Here is an 18,090-nt window from a genome sequence, read left to right as displayed (position 1 = left end):
GGTCCGCAGGACGCTCTCGCACCACCCGCGCCCACCGACCGACGCCCCAAGGCCGCCCTCCCGCCCCACCGCACACACACCGCCAAGCCGGCCCGCACAAGCGCAGGGCACCGCGCGTCGACAGCAGGCTCCCTCGCTACCAACCCCGCACCGCCCGCGGAGTTACGGGTTGTCCCAAGATCCTTGCCGTGACGGAACCGTTGCCGTCCCGTGGGAAGTCCCCCACAGCGAGCGCATAGTGTGTGGTGCCGTTCCGGCTGAGACGACAGCCGGCAGCGCAACATCCGTTCACCCAGGGGGAGTCAAGACCATGCGATCGATACGGCCGTCCTTCACCGCCCGTCGTGGGAGGGGCGTCCGTCGCGGAACACCCCCCACGCTGGCCGCGGTTGCCCTCGCCTCGGCGCTCGCCCTCACCGCGACCGCGTGCGGCTCCAGTGACACGAAGGCCGACGCCAAGTCCACCGCGTCCGCCACTAGCAGTGACACCGGCGACGGCAAGATCAAGATCCCGGACGACATCAGGGACAAGCTCAAAGAGCACGGGATCGACATCGACAAGTGGAAGGGCGGCGCCTGGAAGAACTGGAACAAGGACGACTGGCTGCGCGAGGCCGACGACTACATCAACCCGATCATCAAGGGGCTGTGGAGTTCCGGCCGGATGCGCGACGCCAACGACCCGGACACGGGCGTCGACACCAACGACATCTCCGGTGACCAGGGCGTGACCGACCCGACGCCCGCGGTGGTGAACGCGAAGGCCGTGTCGCCCACGTACCACGCCAACGCGGCGACGGCGGGCAAGGTGTTCTTCGACTCCCCCGAGGGCACGATGGTCTGCTCGGCGACGGTCGTGGAGGACCCGGCGCACCCGGGCAAGTCCAACTTGGTCTGGACGGCGGGCCATTGCGTGCACGCCGGCAAGAAGGGCGGCTGGTACCGCAACATCGCGTTCGTGCCGTCGTACAACAACGCCGGTATGAAGGCAGCGCAGTTGGAGACCGCGCCCCGGGACCAGGTCGCTCCGTACGGTGTCTGGTGGGGTGACTGGGCGCAGACCTCGCAGCAGTGGATCGACCAGGGCGGTGAGACGGGCGGGCAGGGTTCGTCGTACGACTACGCCGTGATCCATGTGACACCCGAGAAGGGCAACGGGGGCAAGTCCCTTGAGGAGACGGTCGGTTCGGCGCTGCCCGTGAACTTCAACGCGCCCGCCGTGCCGAAGGTGCCCGACATCACGGCGACCGGCTACCCCGAGGCGAAGCCGTACGACGGTTCGACGCTGTACCAGTGCACGGACAAGCCGGGGCGGCTGTCGATCAATGCCTCGGACCCGACGATGTACCGCATCGGCTGCAGCATGACCGGCGGCTCGTCCGGTGGCGGCTGGGTCGAGACGGGCTCCGACGGCAAGCCGACGCTGGTGTCCAACACCTCGATCGGGCCGGTGACTTCGGGCTGGCTGGCGGGGCCGCGGCTCGGCGATGTGGCCAAGGGTGTGTACGACTCGGTCAGCAAGAAGTTCGCCGGCCAGTAGGCGCGGCGGCGGGCACAGCCGGGGGACAGACTTCGGCGGGGTGTCTCACAGGAACCTCACCGCCTCACCGGCGTTCGTCCCCAACTCCCCCTGCATAGTGGGGTGTCGCGGAACGGCACGCCCGCTTCGTCTCGGCGCGGGCGGCGCACCGGCCTGGCCGCCGCCGGGCTCGTCGCGGCCCTGGCGCTCACCGCGACCGCCTGCAACGGCGACGACTCCGCGAGCGACAAGCCCGCCGCCACCACCACTCAGGCCTCCGGCCAGGACAAGGTCCGGATTCCGTCGTCCGTCGCCGACAGGCTCAGGGCGCACGGCGTCGACGTCGACAAGTGGGCGGACGGCGGCTGGAGGAACTGGGACAAGGACAAGTGGCTCAGTGAGGCCGAGGACTTCGTCAATCCGGTGATCAAGGGGCTGTGGAAGCCCGAGCGGATGAAGTCCGCCGACGAGGCCGACAAGACGGTCACGACGAAGGACGCCGCCGCCGACCAGGGCGTCAACGACCCGGAGCCGTCGCCTGTCGAGGCCGCGGCCGAGAAGACGTCATACCGCCAGAACGCGGCCCCGGTCGGGAAGGTCTTCTTCGACTCCCCCGAGGGTTCGATGGTCTGCTCCGGCACGGTCGTCAAGGACGTCAACCACCCCGGCAGGTCCAACCTCGTGTGGACGGCGGGCCATTGCGTCCACGCGGGCAAGGACGGCGGCTGGTACCGCAACATCGAGTTCGTGCCCTCGTACAACGATCTCGGCGAATCCGCTTCCCAGTTGAGCAACGCCTCGGCGTCGGAGATCGCTCCCTACGGCCAGTGGTGGGCGGACTGGGCGTCGATGTCGAACCAGTGGATCCAGGGCGGTTCGGAGACGGGCGGCGCGGGTGCCGCGTACGACTACGCGATCCTCCATGTGAAGCCGCAGTCCGGTGCCAAGTCCATCGAGGAGACGGTCGGCGCCGCGCTCGACGTCGACTTCTCGGCGCCCTCCGCGACCTAGGCCGGCTCGATGGGCGCCTGGGGCTACCCGGCCGCGCCGCCGTACAGCGGCCTGAAGATGTTCAAGTGCCTCGACCGGCCAGGCCGGTTGTCGCTCGACACGGCCCTGCCGACGATGTACCGCATCGGCTGCACGATGACCGGCGGTTCGTCCGGCGGCAGCTGGTTCCGCGTGGTGGACGGCAGGACGGAGCTGGTCTCCAACACCTCCATCGGCCCGTCCGACAACACCTGGCTCGCGGGCCCCCGACTCGGCACCACCGCCGAGTCGCTGTACCAGAACATGAGCAGGACGTACGGCGGCCGCTGACCCGCACGCACGCGTGCACGCCGAAGGCCCGCCCCCGGGAAGAGAGTTGGGGGCGGGCCTTCGGACTTGCCGTGACCTTGCAGTGCTACGACCGTCAGGCCAGCGGTGCCGGGACGTACGGCGCGAGTTCCGCCGCCAGTTCCTCGTGCACCCGGACCTTGAGCTGGGTGCCCTCCGGGGTGTGCTCCTCGGAGATCACCTCGCCCTCGGAGTGGGCGCGGGCGACCAGCTTGCCGTGGGTGTACGGCACGAGCGCCTCGATCTCGACCGAGGGGCGCGGCAGTTCGCTGTCGATGAGCGCGAGCAGCTCGGCGATGCCCTGGCCGGTGCGGGCCGAGACGGCGATGGAGCGCTTCTCGTTCCGCATCAGCCGCTGGAGCGTCAACGGGTCCGCCGCGTCCGCCTTGTTGATGATCACGATCTCGGGCACCTTCGTGGCGCCGACATCCCGGATCACCTCGCGTACGGCGGCCAGCTGCTCCTCCGGGACCGGGTGCGAACCGTCCACCACGTGCAGGATCAGGTCGGCGTCGCCGACCTCCTCCATCGTGGAGCGGAACGCCTCGACCAGGTGGTGCGGCAGGTGCCGGACGAACCCGACGGTGTCGACCAGCGTGTACAGCCGTCCGCCCGGGGTCTCGGCCCGGCGCACGGTCGGGTCGAGGGTCGCGAACAGCGCGTTCTCGACCAGCACGCCCGCGCCCGTGAGGCGGTTGAGCAGGGACGACTTTCCAGCGTTGGTGTAACCGGCGATCGCGACCGAGGGCACCTTGTGGCGACGACGCTCCTGGCGCTTGATGTCGCGGCCCGTCTTCATGTCCGCGATCTCCCGGCGCATCTTCGCCATCTTCTCGCGGATACGACGCCGGTCCGTCTCGATCTTGGTCTCACCGGGACCACGGGTGGCGAGGCCGCCGCCCGAGCCGCCGCCCATCTGACGGGACAGCGACTGACCCCAGCCGCGCAGCCTCGGCAGCATGTACTGCATCTGCGCGAGCGCCACCTGCGCCTTGCCCTCCCGGGACTTGGCGTGCTGGGCGAAGATGTCGAGGATCAGGGCCGTACGGTCGATGACCTTGACCTTGACGACGTCTTCGAGGTGGATCAGCTGGCCCGGGCTGAGCTCGCCGTCGCAGATGACGGTGTCGGCGCCGGTCTCCAGGACGATGTCCCGCAGTTCGTTGGCCTTGCCGGAACCGATGTAGGTGGCAGCGTCCGGCTTGTCGCGGCGCTGGACGACACCGTCGAGCACGAGCGCGCCCGCGGTCTCCGCGAGGGCGGCCAGCTCGGCGAGCGAGTTGTCCGCGTCCTGCACCGTGCCCGTGGTCCAGACGCCGACGAGTACGACGCGCTCCAGGCGGAGCTGTCGGTACTCGACCTCGGTGACGTCCTCGAGCTCGGTGGAGAGGCCGGCGACACGGCGCAGGGCCGCGCGCTCGGAGCGGTCGAACTGGTCGCCGTCCCGCTCTCCGTCGATCTCGTGGCTCCAGGCGACGTCCTCTTCCATCAGGGCATCGGCCCGAAGACCTTCGGGGTAGGCGTGCGCCAAGCGCTCAGTGTCCTGGGAAGGGGAAGAAGAGGAGGTCATTGGGTCCTTACGTCGATGGGATTCCTGCAAAGGTCATAACGTGCGAGCGCCTCCGGAGATTCCCGGTGGCTGCCGGATGTGACCCCGGTGACCCGCGCCGCCGACCTGAAGATGGTCGCACGGCGCGGATCGCCACGTCACTGCCTTATTTACTGCCCGTGACCGGCCTACTTCACCGGTGCCTGCGACTTCCAGTCCGGGTGACCCGGCATCGGCGGGGTCTTCTCGCCGTAGAGCCAGGCCTGGAAGAAGTCGCTCAGGTCGCGGCCGGAGATCGCGGAGGCGAGTTCCTCGAAGTCGGCGGTGGTGGCCGTGCCGTCCCGGTGGATGTTCACCCAGGTGCGCTCCAGGCGTTCGAAGGCCGGGCGGCCGATCTCCTGGCGCAGGGCGTAGAGGGCCAGGGCGGCGCCGTCGTAGACGCTGGGGCGGAAGATGCTGATCTTCTGGCCCGGCGCGGGCGCCTTGGGGAGTGCGGGCGGTCCGCCTGCGGCGCGCCAGCCGTCGGAGGCCGCGTAGGCCGCCTTCATGCGTGTCTCCATGGGCCGGTGCGCCTTCTCCTCGGCGTACAGCTCCTCGTACCAGGTGGCGTGTCCCTCATTGAGCCACAGGTCGGACCAGGTGCGGGGGCTGACGCTGTCGCCGAACCACTGGTGGGAGAGTTCGTGCACCATGATCGACTCGACGTACCACTTGGGGTAGGCGGGCTCGGTGAAGAGATCTCTCTCGAAGAGAGAGATCGTCTGGGTCTCAAGCTCGAAGCCGGTGGACGCGTCGGCCATGAGCAGCCCGTACGTCTCGAAGGGGTACCGGCCGACCTTGCTCTCCATCCAGGCGATCTGGTCGGGGGTCTTCTTGAGCCACGGTTCGAGCTGCTTGACGTCCTTGGCTGGTACGACGTCCCGCATCGGCAGGTCGTGCGGTCCGGTGCGGTGCAGCACGGCGGAGCGGCCGATGGACACCTGGGCGAGTTCGGTGGCCATGGGGTGCTGGGTGCGGTACGTCCAGGTGGTGTTCCCGCCGACCTTGTCGACGCCGGCCGGGAGTCCGTTGGCGACGGCCGTGTAGGCGTTGGGGGCGGTGACCCTGATGGTGAACATCGCCTTGTCGGAGGGATGGTCGTTGCACGGGAACACCAAGTGCGCGGCGTCGGCCTGGTTGGCCATCGCGAGCCCGTCCTTGGTGCGCACCCAGCCGCCGTCCTGGCCCTTGGCGGACACGGGGTCGCTGGTGTGCCGGACGGTGATCCGCGTCCAGCTCCCCGCGGAAATCGCCCTCTCCGGGGTCACGACCAGGTCCTCGTCAGCACTGGCGAAGGTGGCGGGCCGCCCGTCGACCTCGACCGAGTCGACCGTCCCGTGCGCGAAGTCGAGGTTGATCCGGTCCAGCCTCTCGGTCGTCCACGCGTCGATCGTGGTGACGGCCTGAAGCGGCTTGCTGTTGCTGCCGGGATACGTGAACGAGAGGTCGTACGACGCCACGTCGTAGCCCGGGTTGCCCAGCGTCGGGAAGAGACGGTCACCGACGCCCAGGGGCGTGGGCGGCGCGCTCGCGGCGACGAGGCAGACGGACACGGCGGAGGCGAGCAGCGCCGCCTTCAACCGTCGGGAGTTCCTGGTGCGCGACCGGGGAGCCGGATCACCGGAGCCGGTGCGGGGGATGCCGTTGCCGGTCGTGCCGGTGCGGGGGGTGAGCAGCATGCCCCACCGCTACCAGCGCGCGCGTGCCCTACGGCGACGACTCGCGCCCGGGCCACTCGAACGGGGTCCTCCCGGGGGCCACGGGGTCCTCGGCGCGCCGGGGGCGCGGGCCGGCGCGGGCTTTCAGAGTGCCGGGGGCGCAGGTCCGCGCGGGCTTTCAGGGCGCTGCCTTCCGGGCGCGTCAAGGGCACTCAAGTCAAGCGCGCTTCAGCGGGCCGGGCCCCTTCAGGTTGGCGCGTGTCTCGGAGGACGGGGCCGCTCACCCCGGACGCGTCCCTCAGCAGGCCTGTGGCGAAGCCCGCGCCCCCTCAGAACGCCGCCGTGTTGTGGTGCTGCGCGCGGCTCACGTCGTAGACGCCGGGAACGTTGCGCATCGCCCTCATGAGCGTCAGGAGGTGGGCAGCGTCCGGGAGTTGGAGGGTGTAGGTGTGGCGGACGCGTTGCTGGGTCGGGGGTTCGACCGTCGCCGAGACGATTTCCGCGCCCTCCAGGGCGATCGCTTCGGTGAGGTCGGCGAGGAGATGCGGGCGGCCGAACGATTCGGCTACCAGCGTGACCCGGCACTCGGTGGTGTCGCCCCAGCGCACTCCGACCTCCGCGCGCCCCACGCTCTTCATGTGCGCCACCGCGCTGCACTCCACGCGGTGGACGGTCACGACACCACCGCGTACCGAGAATCCGGTGACCTCGTCGGGCGGTACGGGTGTGCAGCAGCCCGCGAGCCGTACGGTCGCGCCGGGCTGGTCGACGACCGGGGTGGCGGGGGCGTCCCCGGTGTTCGCGGTGCCAGGGGTGTCTTCGGAGGCGGGGGGCGCCGAACGGACGCTCTGCGCCGCCTCGTTCGCCTGCGCGCCCTGCCCGTCACCGGTCGCCGGATGCGCCGCGATCCACCGCTGGATGGCGATCCGGGCGGCGGGCGTGTGCGCGTGCTCCAGCCACTCCCTGGAAGGCTCGGAGGCCACGTCCTGGCCCATGAGGAGCTGGACGGTGTCGCCGTCCTTCAGAGCCGTGCTGAGGGTCGCCAGACGGCCGTTGACGCGGGCGCCGATGCAGGCGTGGGCGTCCTCGCCGTACTGCGCGTACGCGGCGTCCACACAGGTCGCGCCGTCGGGCAGGCCCAACGTGCCGCCGTCGGGCCGGTACACGGTGATCTCGCGGTCCTGGGCGAGGTCCTCGCGGAGCGTCGACCAGAAGGTGTCGGGGTCGGGCGCGCCCTCCTGCCAGTCGAGGAGGCGGGAGAGCCAGCCGGGCCGGGTGGGGTCGGCGCGCTCACCGTCGTTCGCGGCCTGTTGCTCCTCCGAAGGAGGAGCGTAGGGATTGCCGAGCGCGATGACGCCGGCCTCGGCGACCTTGTGCATCTGGTGGGTGCGGATGAGGACTTCGACGACCTGGCCGTCCGTGTGGGCGACGGCGGTGTGCAGCGACTGGTACAGGTTGAACTTGGGTACGGCGATGAAGTCCTTGAACTCCGAGACCACCGGCTTCAGACAGGTGTGCAGTTCGCCGAGGACGCCGTAACAGTCCGCGTCCTCGTTCACGAGCACCAGGAGGCGGCCGAAGTCGGCGCCGCGCAGCCGGCCGCGCTTGCGGGCGACGCGGTGCACGGAGACGAAGTGCCGTGGCCTGATGAGGACTTCGGCCTGGATGTCGGCGTCGCGCAGGACGGTGCGTACCTCGTCGGTGACCTCGGCGAGCGGGTCGTCCGCGCGGGAGGCGTTGTCGACGATCAACTCGCGCGTGTGGTCGTACTCCTCGGGGTGGAGGATCGCGAAGACCAGGTCTTCCAGTTCGGTCTTGAGCGCCTGGACGCCGAGCCGTTCGGCGAGCGGGATGAGGACGTCCCGGGTGACCTTGGCGATGCGGGCCTGCTTCTCGGGGCGCATCACGCCCAGGGTGCGCATGTTGTGCAGGCGGTCGGCGAGTTTGATCGACATCACACGGACGTCGCTGCCGGTGGCGACGAGCATCTTGCGGAAGGTCTCCGGCTCGGCCGCGGCCCCGTAGTCGACCTTCTCCAACTTCGTGACGCCGTCGACGAGATAGCGCACCTCGGCGCCGAACTCCTCGCCGACCTGATCGAGGGTCACTTCCGTGTCCTCGACGGTGTCGTGGAGCAGGGAGGCCGTCAACGTCGTTGTCTCCGCGCCGAGTTCGGCGAGGATCAGGGTGACGGCGAGGGGGTGCGTGATGTACGGCTCGCCGCTCTTGCGCATCTGGCCGCGGTGCGAGGACTCGGCCAGGACCCAGGCGCGGCGCAGCGGTTCGAGGTCGGCGTCGGGATAGTGGGCGCGATGCGCCTCGGCGACATGGCCGATGGCGTCGGGCAGCCGGTCGCGGGCGGCGGGGCCGAGCAGGGCGGCCCGGCCGAGCCGGCGCAGGTCGATCCGGGGGCGGGCCTTCCTGCGGGGCACTGTGTTGATCACAGGGCCTGGGCTCGCAGGGTTCGTGGCCTCCGCACTCATGGGCACCTCCGGCTGCTTGACCGGCGGACGGGTGCCCCATGGCGTACTCGGCTCAGGGGATCTTCGATCCCCCGTCCGGGCCGGTGCTTGATGCTACCGAGCCCACCACGTGCGACTGACCGCCTCTCGCCGAGCGTGAAACGGATCACCCATTCGAGCGAAGGTCGGCAGGTTTACGGTTTTGCGCCACGGCATATCAGGTCAACCGTGGTTTCCAGCCGCGCCGGACGTCGGAGGCTTCGGATCAGGGCGTCCGGAGCGGCCATGATTGCGATTCACCCGTTCAGCGGATGGCGTTTTCCAGCCACTCGGCATCGATCTCGCCCTCGGCGACGATCACCGCGGGACCGGTCATCTCGATCTGGCCGTCGGGCCGCTCGGTGATCACCAGCGTTCCGCCGGGCACATCGACGGTGTACGTCGCGTGCGTCCCGGTGACGGCCGGGTCGGCGCCGTCTCTCCGGGCGGCGGCCACCGCGACCGCGCACGCGCCCGTGCCGCACGAGCGGGTCTCGCCCGCGCCGCGCTCGTACACGCGCATGGCGACGTGTCCGGGGCCGCGGTCGACCACGAACTCCACGTTCACCCCGTCCGGGTAGGCCTCGGCCGGGCTGAAGGGCGGCGGGGCGAGCAGGTCGCCGGCCTGCGCGAGGTCGTCGACGAAGGCGACCGCGTGCGGGTTGCCCATGTTCACGTTCCGCGCGGGCCAACTGCGGTCGCCGACAGTCACGTTGACATCCCCTTCGGGGAGGCGGGCCTTGCCCATGCCGACGGTCACATCGCCGTCCTTGGAGAGGTGGACGGTCTTGACTCCGCCGCGCGTGGCGACCGCGATGTCCCCTGCGGCCACATGTCCGGCGCGCTGGAGATAGCGCGCGAACACACGCACTCCGTTGCCGCACATCTCGGAGACCGAACCGTCGCCGTTGCGGTAGTCCATGAACCACTCCGCCTCGGCAGCCATGTTCCGCGCCTCGGGGTGCGCGGCGGACCGCACGACGTGCAGCAGGCCGTCCCCGCCGATGCCCGCGCGGCGGTCGCACAGGGCGGCCACGGCGGCCGGGGAGAGGTCGATGACGTTCTCGGGGTCCGGGACGATCACGAAGTCGTTCTCCGTGCCGTGCCCCTTGAGGAAGGCGATCCGCGTGCTCATTCCTCGATCGTACGGGGTGGCTACGACAACCCGACGAGCCCTGTGGACGACCTCGGTGACGGACCTCGGCGGCTAGCGGAGCCTGGCCACGCGCCACACGGCCAGGACCACGACCACGGCGACCATCAGGGCGTAGGCGATGACGACCCGCCAGTCCGGGCGGCGCCCGGAGCCGCGCTGCGGGAAGCCGGGCCAGGTGTAGCCGACGCGGCGGGCGGCCGTCGTGCCCCAGCCGGCCGCGCACGAGCAGATGAGCAAGCCGAGCATGGCGACCACGGCCCCGCTGTCGCCGAAGTCGAAGGCGAGCGGGAAGGAGAACATCAGGGAGCCGACCGCGGCCAGGGCCACGATGGGGGCGAGCTGCCAGATCCGCAGACGGCGCTGCGGGCGGAGCTCGACCTCGACCTCGGGACCGGCGAACATCTCGTCGGGCCCGGGACCGTCGGCGGTCACGCCGCCCTGGATCTCGTCCGGGCCGTCCGGGCTCAGCCGGTCGTCGCCCTCTTCCGGTTCACCACGGTCCGCGGTGACCTGCTCGATGCCTTCTGCGGTGTCGCGAGGGCCGGCCTCCATCGCCACGCGCCCTCCCAACTCGGACTCCACTTGGTCGATCGAAGCTCGATGATGGCACGCCCCCGGAGGCCGGAACGGCGGCCGGAGCGTCCCGATGCCATGACGTGATCAGGCTGTAACCGGTCGTTCGACCAACGCCAGTGCCAGGTGCGGCAGTTCTGTGAGATCCGCCGCAGCCCCACTCAACCAGTGCACCCGGGGATCGCGCCTGAACCACGAATCCTGACGGCGCGCGAAGCGCTTGGTGGCACGGACGGTCTCCGTGCGCGCCTCCTGTTCCGTACACTCCCCCGCGAGCGCCGCGAGCACCTGCTGATAGCCGAGCGCACGGGACGCCGTGACCCCCTCGCGCAGCCCGCGCGCCTCCAGCTCCCGCACCTCGTCCACGAGCCCCCCGTCCCACATCCGGTCGACCCGGCGCGCGATCCGCTCGTCGAGCTCGGGGCGCGCCACGTCGACGCCGATCTGGACGGTGTCGTAGACCGAGTCGTGGCCCGGGAGGTTGGCCGTGAAGGGCTTGCCGGTGATCTCGATGACCTCCAGGGCGCGGACGATACGGCGGCCGTTGCTCGGCAGGATCGCGTGCGCGGCCTCGGGGTCGGCGGCGGCCAGGCGGGCGTGCAGGGCGCCGGAGCCGCGCAGGGCGAGCTCCTCCTCCAGGCGGGCCCGGACCTCGGGGTCGGTGCCGGGGAACTCCAGGTTGTCGACGGCCGCGCGCACGTACAGCCCAGAGCCGCCGACCAGGATCGGCCAGCGCCCTTCGGCGAGCAGGGCGTCGATGCGCTCGCGGGCGAGCCGCTGGTACTCGGCGACGGACGCCGTGACCGTCACGTCCCAGATGTCCAGGAGGTGGTGCGGAACGCCGTCGCGCTCCTCGGGCGTCAGCTTGGCGGTGCCGATGTCCATCCCTCGGTAGAGCTGCATGGAGTCGGCGTTGACGACCTCGCCACCTAGGCGCTGGGCCAGGAAGACGCCCAGATCGGACTTTCCGGCCGCGGTCGGTCCGACGACGGCGATGACTCGGGGGGCGGGGGGTGCGCTGCTCACATTCCCAGTCTCGCAAACGTCGGACCCTCGCCTCGAACGAGTTACGTGACAGCACGCGCGCGGGGTCGTTGCCCGTTGCGAGGTATCCCGCCGCCGGTTTCTGGAGGCGGTGACCCGGGCGACGCAAACGGACGCACCGGGCTACGCGGGATTTCGCCCGCACGAGTAACGTATGGAGTTGATATGGGCGTTTTTGACCGGCTTCTTCGGAGGTCGAAGGCTACGGAGGAGGCGTCAACCGCCGAAGCGGTGACCGACACGGAGACGGCCGAGGCAGTGACGGCCGAAGCGGCGGACGAGGTGTCGGAGGCCGAGGCGGGGGCAGGGGTCGAGGAAGCGGCGGAGACGACGGCGACGGAGGCCGTCGCGGCGGTCGAGTCCGTCGACGCCGTCGACAGCGTCGAGATTCCGAAGCAGCAGTCCGCCCAAGTCGCCGCCGACAACGAGGCCGGTGAAGGCGCCCGAACGTAACTGCCCCGCGTGGGAAGGTGAACCATGGGTCTGATGGACAGTTGGAAGGCCAAACTCGCCCCGGCGAAGGACAAGGTCTCGGGCCTCGCGCAGCAGCACGGAGGCAAGATCGAGAGCGGCCTGGACAAGGCCGCGAAAATGGTCGACGAGAAGACCAAGGGCAAGTACAGCGACAAGATCCAGACGGGCACGGGCAAGGCCAAGGACGCCATGGACCGACTCGCGCACCAGGGCGACACGGGAAGCGCCGGGAACACGGGGACGGAGAGCGGCGGCACGACCACGCCGCCGGACTCGCCTCCGCCGACTTCCTGAACGGCACCTGCACATCGATCGGCGGACGGCCGCGGGGCGTATGGCTCCTCGGCCGTCCGCCGTTTCGTGGGCCAGGGACGGGGGCGGTTCAGACGCTGGGGGGTGGGGTCGATTCAGAGCGGAGTGAGTGAGGGCGGCGGTGCGTGGGCGCTACGGCCGTCTGCCGTCTGCCGTCTGCGCGACAACTGTGGCAGGCGGGTTCGAGCCACGCGCTCGGGGCGCAGCCATGGGTCACCCCAGAGCGATGGCAGAGGACCGCCTCCGCTGCCCCCTCCCCCACCACCACCTAGCTCGCCGTCCCCACCCACCCGAGCGCAACGCCTGCCGCGCAGCGCAGCCCCTCCGCCCGGCACAACCGCACCACGCCCCGCACGCGCAACGCCTAGATCACGCCACGGCCCCGCTGCCGACGGCGGCCCAGACCACGTCATCCCCGCCTACGGCCTCAGCGCACCAAGCACCCCGCACCCGGCGCCCCAGAAGCCCGCACCCGCGCCTACGACCAGGTAGCAACCACGTACCCGACCCCGTACGGCGCGTCCTCGTACAACAACGCCCCGCCGAGGCCCGCGCCCTCCGCCGCGCCTGCGAGGACCTGCCAAGGCGCGCGGCCCGACGCCTTCAGTTCGTACGCCAACTCGGCGTCCAGCGCCTTGACGGCCGCCACGTCCGCCGACCCCAGCGCCCGCGCGACCTCCGCGTCGAAGGGTGCCGCCCGCTCGTCGAGATAGCCGGGTGCCTTCAGCGTCCGGCACGCGCTGGCGTCGCCCATCACCAGCAGCGCGACCCGGTCGGCCTGCGCGACGATGTCCCTCCCGGTTTGGATACACCGCTCGGCCTCGAGAGGTTCCCCCACGCCGAGTCCCTCGATCGGGGCGTCGGACCACCCGGTCCGCTCCAGCAGCCACGCGGCGACGGCGAGCGAGGGCGGAAGCTGACGCTCTGACACGGCACCGGTCTCTGCCTGCCCGTCCCTGCCCAGCCGTACGTCGAGATCCACTCCGAAGCCGCGGAACGAACCCCGGGTGCCCTCAGGATGTGGCCCGCGCCCACCCTGCTCGGCGGGCCCGACGACCACCAGGCGGTCGGGCCGCGCGGCGGCGAGGACGCCCAGCGCGTCGGTGCACGCGGCCCGGGCGGCGGCCAGTTCGGGCGCGGCACCCGCGGCCACATCGGGGACGAGGAGCGGCGGGCAGGGGCAGACAGCGGCGGCTACGAGCATGGCCGGAACCCTAACAAGGTGCCCCGGCACATCACGCGGACAGTCCCATGGCCACGCCGTCGACTCGACGACGACCCGGCCTCGACCCGGCGCCGCTCATCGGGGCAACGACCTCAGTCGCAGCCGCAACCGCTCCCCGTGGCAACCGGCAGCGGCGCGGGTGCGCCGATCGTCGGCAGGCCCAACATCACGCCGACCGGCTTGGCGGCCTCGGCCGCGTTGCGCTTCTCCCAGGCGTCGCCCGCGCGCGTGGGACGCACGTTCAGGGTGGGGCCCTCGGCGAGGAGGTGGTGCGGAGCGGCGTAGGTGATGTCGACCGTCACCACGTCACCGGGGCGGACGTCCTGGTCGGGCTTGGTGAAGTGGACGAGACGGTTGTCGGGGGCGCGGCCCGAGAGGCGGTGGGTGGCGCCGTCCTTGCGGCCCTCGCCCTCGGCGACCATCAGCTCCAGGGTGCGGCCGACCTGCTTCTTGTTCTCGTCCCAGGAGATCTCCTCCTGGAGGGCGACCAGACGCATGTAGCGCTCCTGGACGACCTCCTTGGGGATCTGGTTCTCCATGGTCGCGGCCGGGGTGCCGGGCCGCTTGGAGTACTGGAACGTAAACGCTTGCGCGAAGCGTGCCTCGCGGACCGCGTGCATCGTCTGCTCGAAGTCCTCCTCGGTCTCCCCGGGGAAGCCCACGATGATGTCGGTGGTGATCGCGGCGTGCGGGATGGACGCGCGGACCTTCTCGATGATCCCCAGGTAGCGCTCCTGTCGGTACGACCGGCGCATGGCCTTGAGGATCGGGTCGGAGCCGGACTGCATGGGCATGTGCAGCTGCGGCATCACGTTCGGCGTCTCCGCCATCGCGGCGATGACGTCGTCGGTGAAGTCGCGCGGGTGCGGCGAGGTGAAGCGGACGCGCTCCAGGCCCTCGATCGCGCCGCACGCGCGGAGCAGCTTGCTGAAGGCCTCGCGGTCGCCGATGTCGGAGCCGTACGCGTTGACGTTCTGGCCGAGCAGCGTGATCTCGGATACGCCCTCGCCGACCAGGGCCTCGATCTCGGCGAGGATGTCGCCCGTGCGGCGGTCCTTCTCCTTGCCGCGCAGCGCCGGGACGATGCAGAAGGTGCACGTGTTGTTGCAGCCGACGGAGATCGACACCCAGGCCGCGTAGGCGCTCTCGCGCCGGGTCGGCAGGGTCGAGGGGAAGGCCTCCAGGGACTCCGCGATCTCGACCTGCGCCTCTTCCTGCACGCGCGCGCGTTCCAGCAGGACCGGGAGCTTGCCGATGTTGTGCGTCCCGAAGACGACGTCCACCCAGGGCGCCTTCTTCACGATGGTGTCGCGGTCCTTCTGGGCGAGGCAGCCGCCGACGGCGATCTGCATCCCGGGGCGCTTCGTCTTCATCGGGGCGAGCCGGCCGAGGTTGCCGTAGAGGCGGTTGTCGGCGTTCTCGCGCACGGCGCAGGTGTTGAAGACGACGACGTCCGCGTCCCCGTCCGAACCCTCGGGCGCGCGCACATAACCGGCACCCTCCAGGAGACCGGAGAGCCGCTCGGAATCGTGAACGTTCATCTGGCACCCATAAGTGCGCACTTCGTACGTTTTGACGTCCACTGCCTCGCTCCGGTCACCGCTGCTCATGTGACAAGGGTAGGCGGTGCCGGGAGCGACTCTCCCTGCGGCCGAGAACCGCCGTGCCTCACATCACTCGCCGCTCGCGTCCCACCCCTGCCTGCGCAGCACCCCGGAGACATCCGGCGCCTCGTAGTGCTCCCCCTTGAGCACCTTGCCGTCATCCCTGCGGACGATCTCGCCGTCCGGGCCGATCTTGGTCATGTTGGCGCGATGGATCTCGGCGATCACCGCGTCGAGGTCGACACCGTGGACGAGGGCCGTGCCGTACGCGACGTAGACCACGTCGGCCAGCTCGTGCGCCAGCTTGTCGAGAGGGCCGCTGACCGAGACCTCGGCGACCTCCGCGGCCTCCTCGGCGAGCAGCTCGCCCCGGTGGGCGGCGAGGCCGGGGGCGACCTCGGTGGGTGTGGTGCGGGCGTCGAGCCCGAAGGCCAGGTGGAATTCGCGGACCAGGTCGGCGGGCGAAGAACTCATGCGACGACCCTAATGGCCGCCGCTCACCGGCTCCGATCAGCCTCCGCCGATTCCCTCCGCCCCGATCCGGCGCGCTCCCCCGAGCCCCGCCCTGCCCTGGTCAGCACCGCGCACGGGCTGGCAGGATCGCGCGCATGCTCAAGGTGTTCTCCCGTATCAGCAGGCGCCGGGCCCTCCAGAGCGCGGCCGCCTGCCTCGTCGCGTTCGGGCTGTTGCTGTGGTGGCTGCTGCCCTTGGGCGACGAGCCGCCCACCGGGACGGTCACCTTCAGCACCGGAACCCCGCTGGGGGTCTACCAGGAGTACGGCAAGCTCCTGCGCACCGAGCTGGACAAGGACATGCCGGGCCTCACGGTGAAGCTGGTGAACAGCGACGGGTCGCAGGAGAACGTCGCGCGCGTGGCGACCGGCCACGCCGACTTCACCATCGCCGCGGCCGACGCGGTGGGGACGTACGAGATGGAGGGCAAGCCCGGTGCGGCCGGGCTGCGCGGGGTGGCGCGGCTCTACGACGACTACGTCCAGCTCATCGTTCCGCGTGACTCGGACATCGACTCCGTCAACGATCTGCGGGGCAAGCGCGTGGCCATAGGGCCGGACCGCTCGGGTGTGCGGCTGATCGCCGACCGGGTGCTCACGGCGGCCGGCATCGACCCGAAGAAGGGCGTCGAGCCGGTGGCGGCCGGTATCGACACCGGGCCGAACCTGCTCAAGCGGGGCAAGATCGATGCCTTCTTCTGGTCGGGCGGGCTGCCGACGGACGGCCTGAAGGACCTCGCCAAGACCTACGCGTTCCGGTTCGTGCCGATCGAGGCGACCCTCGTGGCCAAGATGCACAAGCAGGGCGACGCCACCCGCTACTACCGCGCCACCAACATGCCGGAGTCGGCCTACCCCACCATCCAGCGCGGGTCCACCGTCCCGACCATCGCCGTGTCCAACCTGCTGATGACCCGCAAGGACATGAACGCCAGGCTCACCGAGTGGATCACCAAGACCGTGATCAAGAGCCGCGACGGCATCGGCAAGCAGGTCCACTCCGCACAGCTGGTGGACCTGCGCACGGCGATCTACACCGACCCCCTGGCCCTGCACGAGGGCGCCCGGCGCTACTACCGCTCCGTCAAGCCGTAAAGCCGTAGAGCCCGCCCACAGCGTCTGGACCGCCGCCCGGGCCCCGGAAACCTCAACACCCGCCCCTGCGCCGCCCGTTCAGGCCGTAGGGCCGCTCCTGGGCACCGACACGGTCACCTTGAGGCCGTGCGGGTCGTGGTGGTCGTACGTGAGGGAGCCGCCGCCCGCGGCCAGCAGCACCTGGGAGATGGACAGGCCGAGGCCGGAGCCCTTGATGTTCTGGTGGCGGCCGCTGCGCCAGAAGCGGTCGCCCACGCGGGCGAGTTCGTCCTCGGTGAGGCCCGGGCCGCGGTCCGTGACGACGACGGTCGAGGTCCCGCCGTTCGACGCGACCGTCACCTCGACGCACTCGTCCTCGGGCGTGAACTTCACCGCGTTGTCGATCACCGCGTCCAGGGCGCTGGACAGCGTGACCGGGTCGGCCCACGCCGTGGTGGGCGGGCAACTGCCCACCAGGCGCACGCCCTTGGCCTCGGCGGTGGGTGCCCAGGCCGCGACGCGCTCGGCGGTCAGCGCGCCGATGTCGGTGATCCTGAGGTCGGCGTCCGCGTGCTCGGCGAGGGCCAGGTCGAGCAGGTCGTCCAGGACCTGGGTCAGGCGCTTGCCCTCGGTGCGGACCGAGGCGATCTCGTCGTTGTCCTCCGGCAGTTCGAGTGCGAGCAGTTCGATGCGCAGCAGCAGCGCCGAGAGCGGGTTGCGCAGCTGGTGCGAGGCGTCGGCGACGAAGGCGCGCTGCTGCTCCAGCACGTCCTCGACGTTGTCCGCCATCTCGTTGAACGAACGGGCCAGGCGCTGGAGTTCCGGCGGCCCGCCGGCGGCCGCGACCCGGGACTTGAGGCGTCCGGTGGCGATGTCGTGGGTGGTGGCGTCGAGGACCCGTACGGGTCGCAGGACCCAGCCGGTCAGCCGTAGGGCCGCGCCTACGGCGAGCAGCATGGCGGCGATCTCGCCGGCGCCGATCGTCAGCCAGCCGCGCAGGGTCCGTGAACGCATCGGCCCGGTGGGCGAGTCGGTGACCACGACGGCGATGACGTCGCCGTCCCGGATGACCGGCGAGGCGACGACCAGACGGTTGCGCTGCCAGGGCCAGACCTGTTCCGGGTCGTGGCTGCGGCGGCTGAGGAGCGCCTCGGCGAACGCGTCGCGCACCTCGCCCGTCTTGGGCAGCAGGAAGTCGTCCGGCGCGTTCGCCATGGAGATGTCGGTGCGGTAGAAGACGCCCGCGCGGATGCCGTAGACCTCGTAGTAGCTGGCCAGTTCGCGGTCCAGGGTCTCCTGGCGCTCGTCCGGGACCGTGTTGGCTGGGCGTGATCCCGTGGGCGCGTCCGTGACGAACTGGGCCAGGGCCGCGAACCGCGCGGTGTCGTCGATACGGTCGACGATCACCTTCTGCTGCTGCGCCTTGGCGACGCTGATGGCGAGCGGGACGCCGAGCGCCAGCAGTACGGCCGCCATCAGGACGATGAGCAGCGGGAGGAGACGTGTGCGCAC

14 protein-coding genes and 1 pseudogene are annotated in these 18,090 nt (G+C 70.7%); 5 read left to right on the top strand and 10 right to left on the bottom strand.

The window, feature by feature from the left end:
* The first annotated feature begins 310 nt into the window (after nt 1-310).
* Together OO69_RS41810 and OO69_RS49075 are read left to right on the top strand one after the other, a co-directional pair.
* A complete protein-coding gene (locus tag OO69_RS41810) occupies nt 311-1,540 on the top strand; it encodes a trypsin-like serine peptidase (protein WP_033286201.1) in 1,230 nt (409 codons plus the stop codon).
* A 102-nt stretch (nt 1,541-1,642) separates the two neighbouring features.
* Nucleotides 1,643-2,839: pseudogene (locus OO69_RS49075) on the top strand (trypsin-like serine peptidase).
* Between the two features lie 94 nt (nt 2,840-2,933).
* Here OO69_RS49075 and hflX read toward each other — a convergent pair.
* From hflX to miaA, 6 genes are all read right to left on the bottom strand, one after another.
* Entirely contained in the window at nt 2,934-4,427 is a 1,494-nt protein-coding gene (gene hflX / locus OO69_RS41800; RefSeq protein ID WP_033286200.1) for a GTPase HflX, read from the bottom strand.
* Nucleotides 4,428-4,594: 167 nt separating this feature from the next.
* The gene (locus tag OO69_RS41795) at nt 4,595-6,124 is read right to left on the bottom strand and encodes a M1 family metallopeptidase (protein ID WP_033286199.1); all 1,530 of its coding nucleotides are present in this window, start codon (nt 6,122-6,124) and stop codon (nt 4,595-4,597) included.
* 308 nt (nt 6,125-6,432) lie between these two features.
* Nucleotides 6,433-8,586, bottom strand: coding sequence for a RelA/SpoT family protein (locus tag OO69_RS41790; protein ID WP_033286198.1), 2,154 nt, complete (start codon nt 8,584-8,586; stop codon nt 6,433-6,435).
* A gap of 283 nt (nt 8,587-8,869) precedes the next feature.
* Nucleotides 8,870-9,739 carry a diaminopimelate epimerase gene (dapF, locus tag OO69_RS41785; protein WP_033286197.1) on the bottom strand — a complete coding sequence of 290 codons (870 nt, stop codon included), beginning with the start codon at nt 9,737-9,739 and terminating at the stop codon, nt 8,870-8,872.
* A 72-nt stretch (nt 9,740-9,811) separates the two neighbouring features.
* Entirely contained in the window at nt 9,812-10,312 is a 501-nt protein-coding gene (locus OO69_RS41780) for a hypothetical protein (protein ID WP_033286196.1), read from the bottom strand.
* A 108-nt stretch (nt 10,313-10,420) separates the two neighbouring features.
* Nucleotides 10,421-11,359, bottom strand: a complete 939-nt coding sequence (gene miaA, locus OO69_RS41775) for a tRNA (adenosine(37)-N6)-dimethylallyltransferase MiaA (RefSeq protein WP_033286195.1) — start codon at nt 11,357-11,359, stop codon at nt 10,421-10,423.
* Between the two features lie 249 nt (nt 11,360-11,608).
* Here miaA and OO69_RS41770 point away from each other — a divergent pair, with 249 nt between their 5' ends.
* Both OO69_RS41770 and OO69_RS41765 read left to right on the top strand, forming a co-directional pair.
* Entirely contained in the window at nt 11,609-11,830 is a 222-nt protein-coding gene (locus OO69_RS41770) for a hypothetical protein (RefSeq protein WP_324604583.1), read from the top strand.
* A gap of 24 nt (nt 11,831-11,854) precedes the next feature.
* A complete protein-coding gene (locus OO69_RS41765; RefSeq protein WP_033286193.1) occupies nt 11,855-12,145 on the top strand; it encodes an antitoxin in 291 nt (96 codons plus the stop codon).
* Between the two features lie 496 nt (nt 12,146-12,641).
* Here OO69_RS41765 and OO69_RS41760 read toward each other — a convergent pair whose 3' ends face one another.
* From OO69_RS41760 to OO69_RS41750, 3 genes are all read right to left on the bottom strand, one after another.
* A complete protein-coding gene (locus OO69_RS41760; protein ID WP_033286192.1) occupies nt 12,642-13,367 on the bottom strand; it encodes a class III extradiol dioxygenase subunit B-like domain-containing protein in 726 nt (241 codons plus the stop codon).
* 113 nt (nt 13,368-13,480) lie between these two features.
* Nucleotides 13,481-14,998 (bottom strand): tRNA (N6-isopentenyl adenosine(37)-C2)-methylthiotransferase MiaB, encoded by a 1,518-nt coding sequence (gene miaB, locus OO69_RS41755; RefSeq protein ID WP_106971203.1) that lies wholly within the window; start codon nt 14,996-14,998, stop codon nt 13,481-13,483.
* Nucleotides 14,999-15,061: 63 nt separating this feature from the next.
* Nucleotides 15,062-15,466: a MazG nucleotide pyrophosphohydrolase domain-containing protein gene (locus OO69_RS41750; protein WP_033286190.1), complete on the bottom strand. Its 405-nt coding sequence runs from the start codon at nt 15,464-15,466 to the stop codon at nt 15,062-15,064.
* Nucleotides 15,467-15,600: 134 nt separating this feature from the next.
* Here OO69_RS41750 and OO69_RS41745 point away from each other — a divergent pair, with 134 nt between their 5' ends.
* On the top strand, nt 15,601-16,599 hold the full coding sequence (locus OO69_RS41745) for a TAXI family TRAP transporter solute-binding subunit (protein ID WP_033286189.1): 999 nt from the start codon (nt 15,601-15,603) through the stop codon (nt 16,597-16,599).
* A gap of 78 nt (nt 16,600-16,677) precedes the next feature.
* On the opposite strand, the gene OO69_RS41740 is transcribed toward OO69_RS41745, so the two are convergent.
* The gene (locus tag OO69_RS41740) at nt 16,678-18,090 is read right to left on the bottom strand and encodes a sensor histidine kinase (RefSeq protein ID WP_033286188.1); all 1,413 of its coding nucleotides are present in this window, start codon (nt 18,088-18,090) and stop codon (nt 16,678-16,680) included.

The sequence above is a fragment of the Streptomyces sp. NRRL F-525 genome (assembly GCF_000716605.1).
GTDB lineage: Bacteria > Actinomycetota > Actinomycetes > Streptomycetales > Streptomycetaceae > Streptomyces.
The sequence above is the reverse complement of the archived record's forward strand: the minus strand, read 5'-3'. Positions and strand labels throughout refer to the sequence as shown.

Bases quoted from the DNA above. Each gene is read 5' to 3' on its own strand.
- OO69_RS41810 (WP_033286201.1), top strand. From the start codon at position 311: ATGCGATCGATACGGCCGTCCTTCACCGCCCGTCGTGGGAGGGGCGTC.
- hflX (WP_033286200.1), bottom strand. From the start codon at position 4,427: ATGACCTCCTCTTCTTCCCCTTCCCAGGACACTGAGCGCTTGGCGCAC.
- OO69_RS41795 (WP_033286199.1), bottom strand. From the start codon at position 6,124: ATGCTGCTCACCCCCCGCACCGGCACGACCGGCAACGGCATCCCCCGC.
- OO69_RS41790 (WP_033286198.1), bottom strand. From the start codon at position 8,586: ATGAGTGCGGAGGCCACGAACCCTGCGAGCCCAGGCCCTGTGATCAAC.
- dapF (WP_033286197.1), bottom strand. From the start codon at position 9,739: ATGAGCACGCGGATCGCCTTCCTCAAGGGGCACGGCACGGAGAACGAC.
- OO69_RS41780 (WP_033286196.1), bottom strand. From the start codon at position 10,312: ATGGAGGCCGGCCCTCGCGACACCGCAGAAGGCATCGAGCAGGTCACC.
- OO69_RS41765 (WP_033286193.1), top strand. From the start codon at position 11,855: ATGGGTCTGATGGACAGTTGGAAGGCCAAACTCGCCCCGGCGAAGGAC.
- OO69_RS41760 (WP_033286192.1), bottom strand. From the start codon at position 13,367: ATGCTCGTAGCCGCCGCTGTCTGCCCCTGCCCGCCGCTCCTCGTCCCC.
- miaB (WP_106971203.1), bottom strand. From the start codon at position 14,998: ATGAGCAGCGGTGACCGGAGCGAGGCAGTGGACGTCAAAACGTACGAA.
- OO69_RS41750 (WP_033286190.1), bottom strand. From the start codon at position 15,466: ATGAGTTCTTCGCCCGCCGACCTGGTCCGCGAATTCCACCTGGCCTTC.
- OO69_RS41745 (WP_033286189.1), top strand. From the start codon at position 15,601: ATGCTCAAGGTGTTCTCCCGTATCAGCAGGCGCCGGGCCCTCCAGAGC.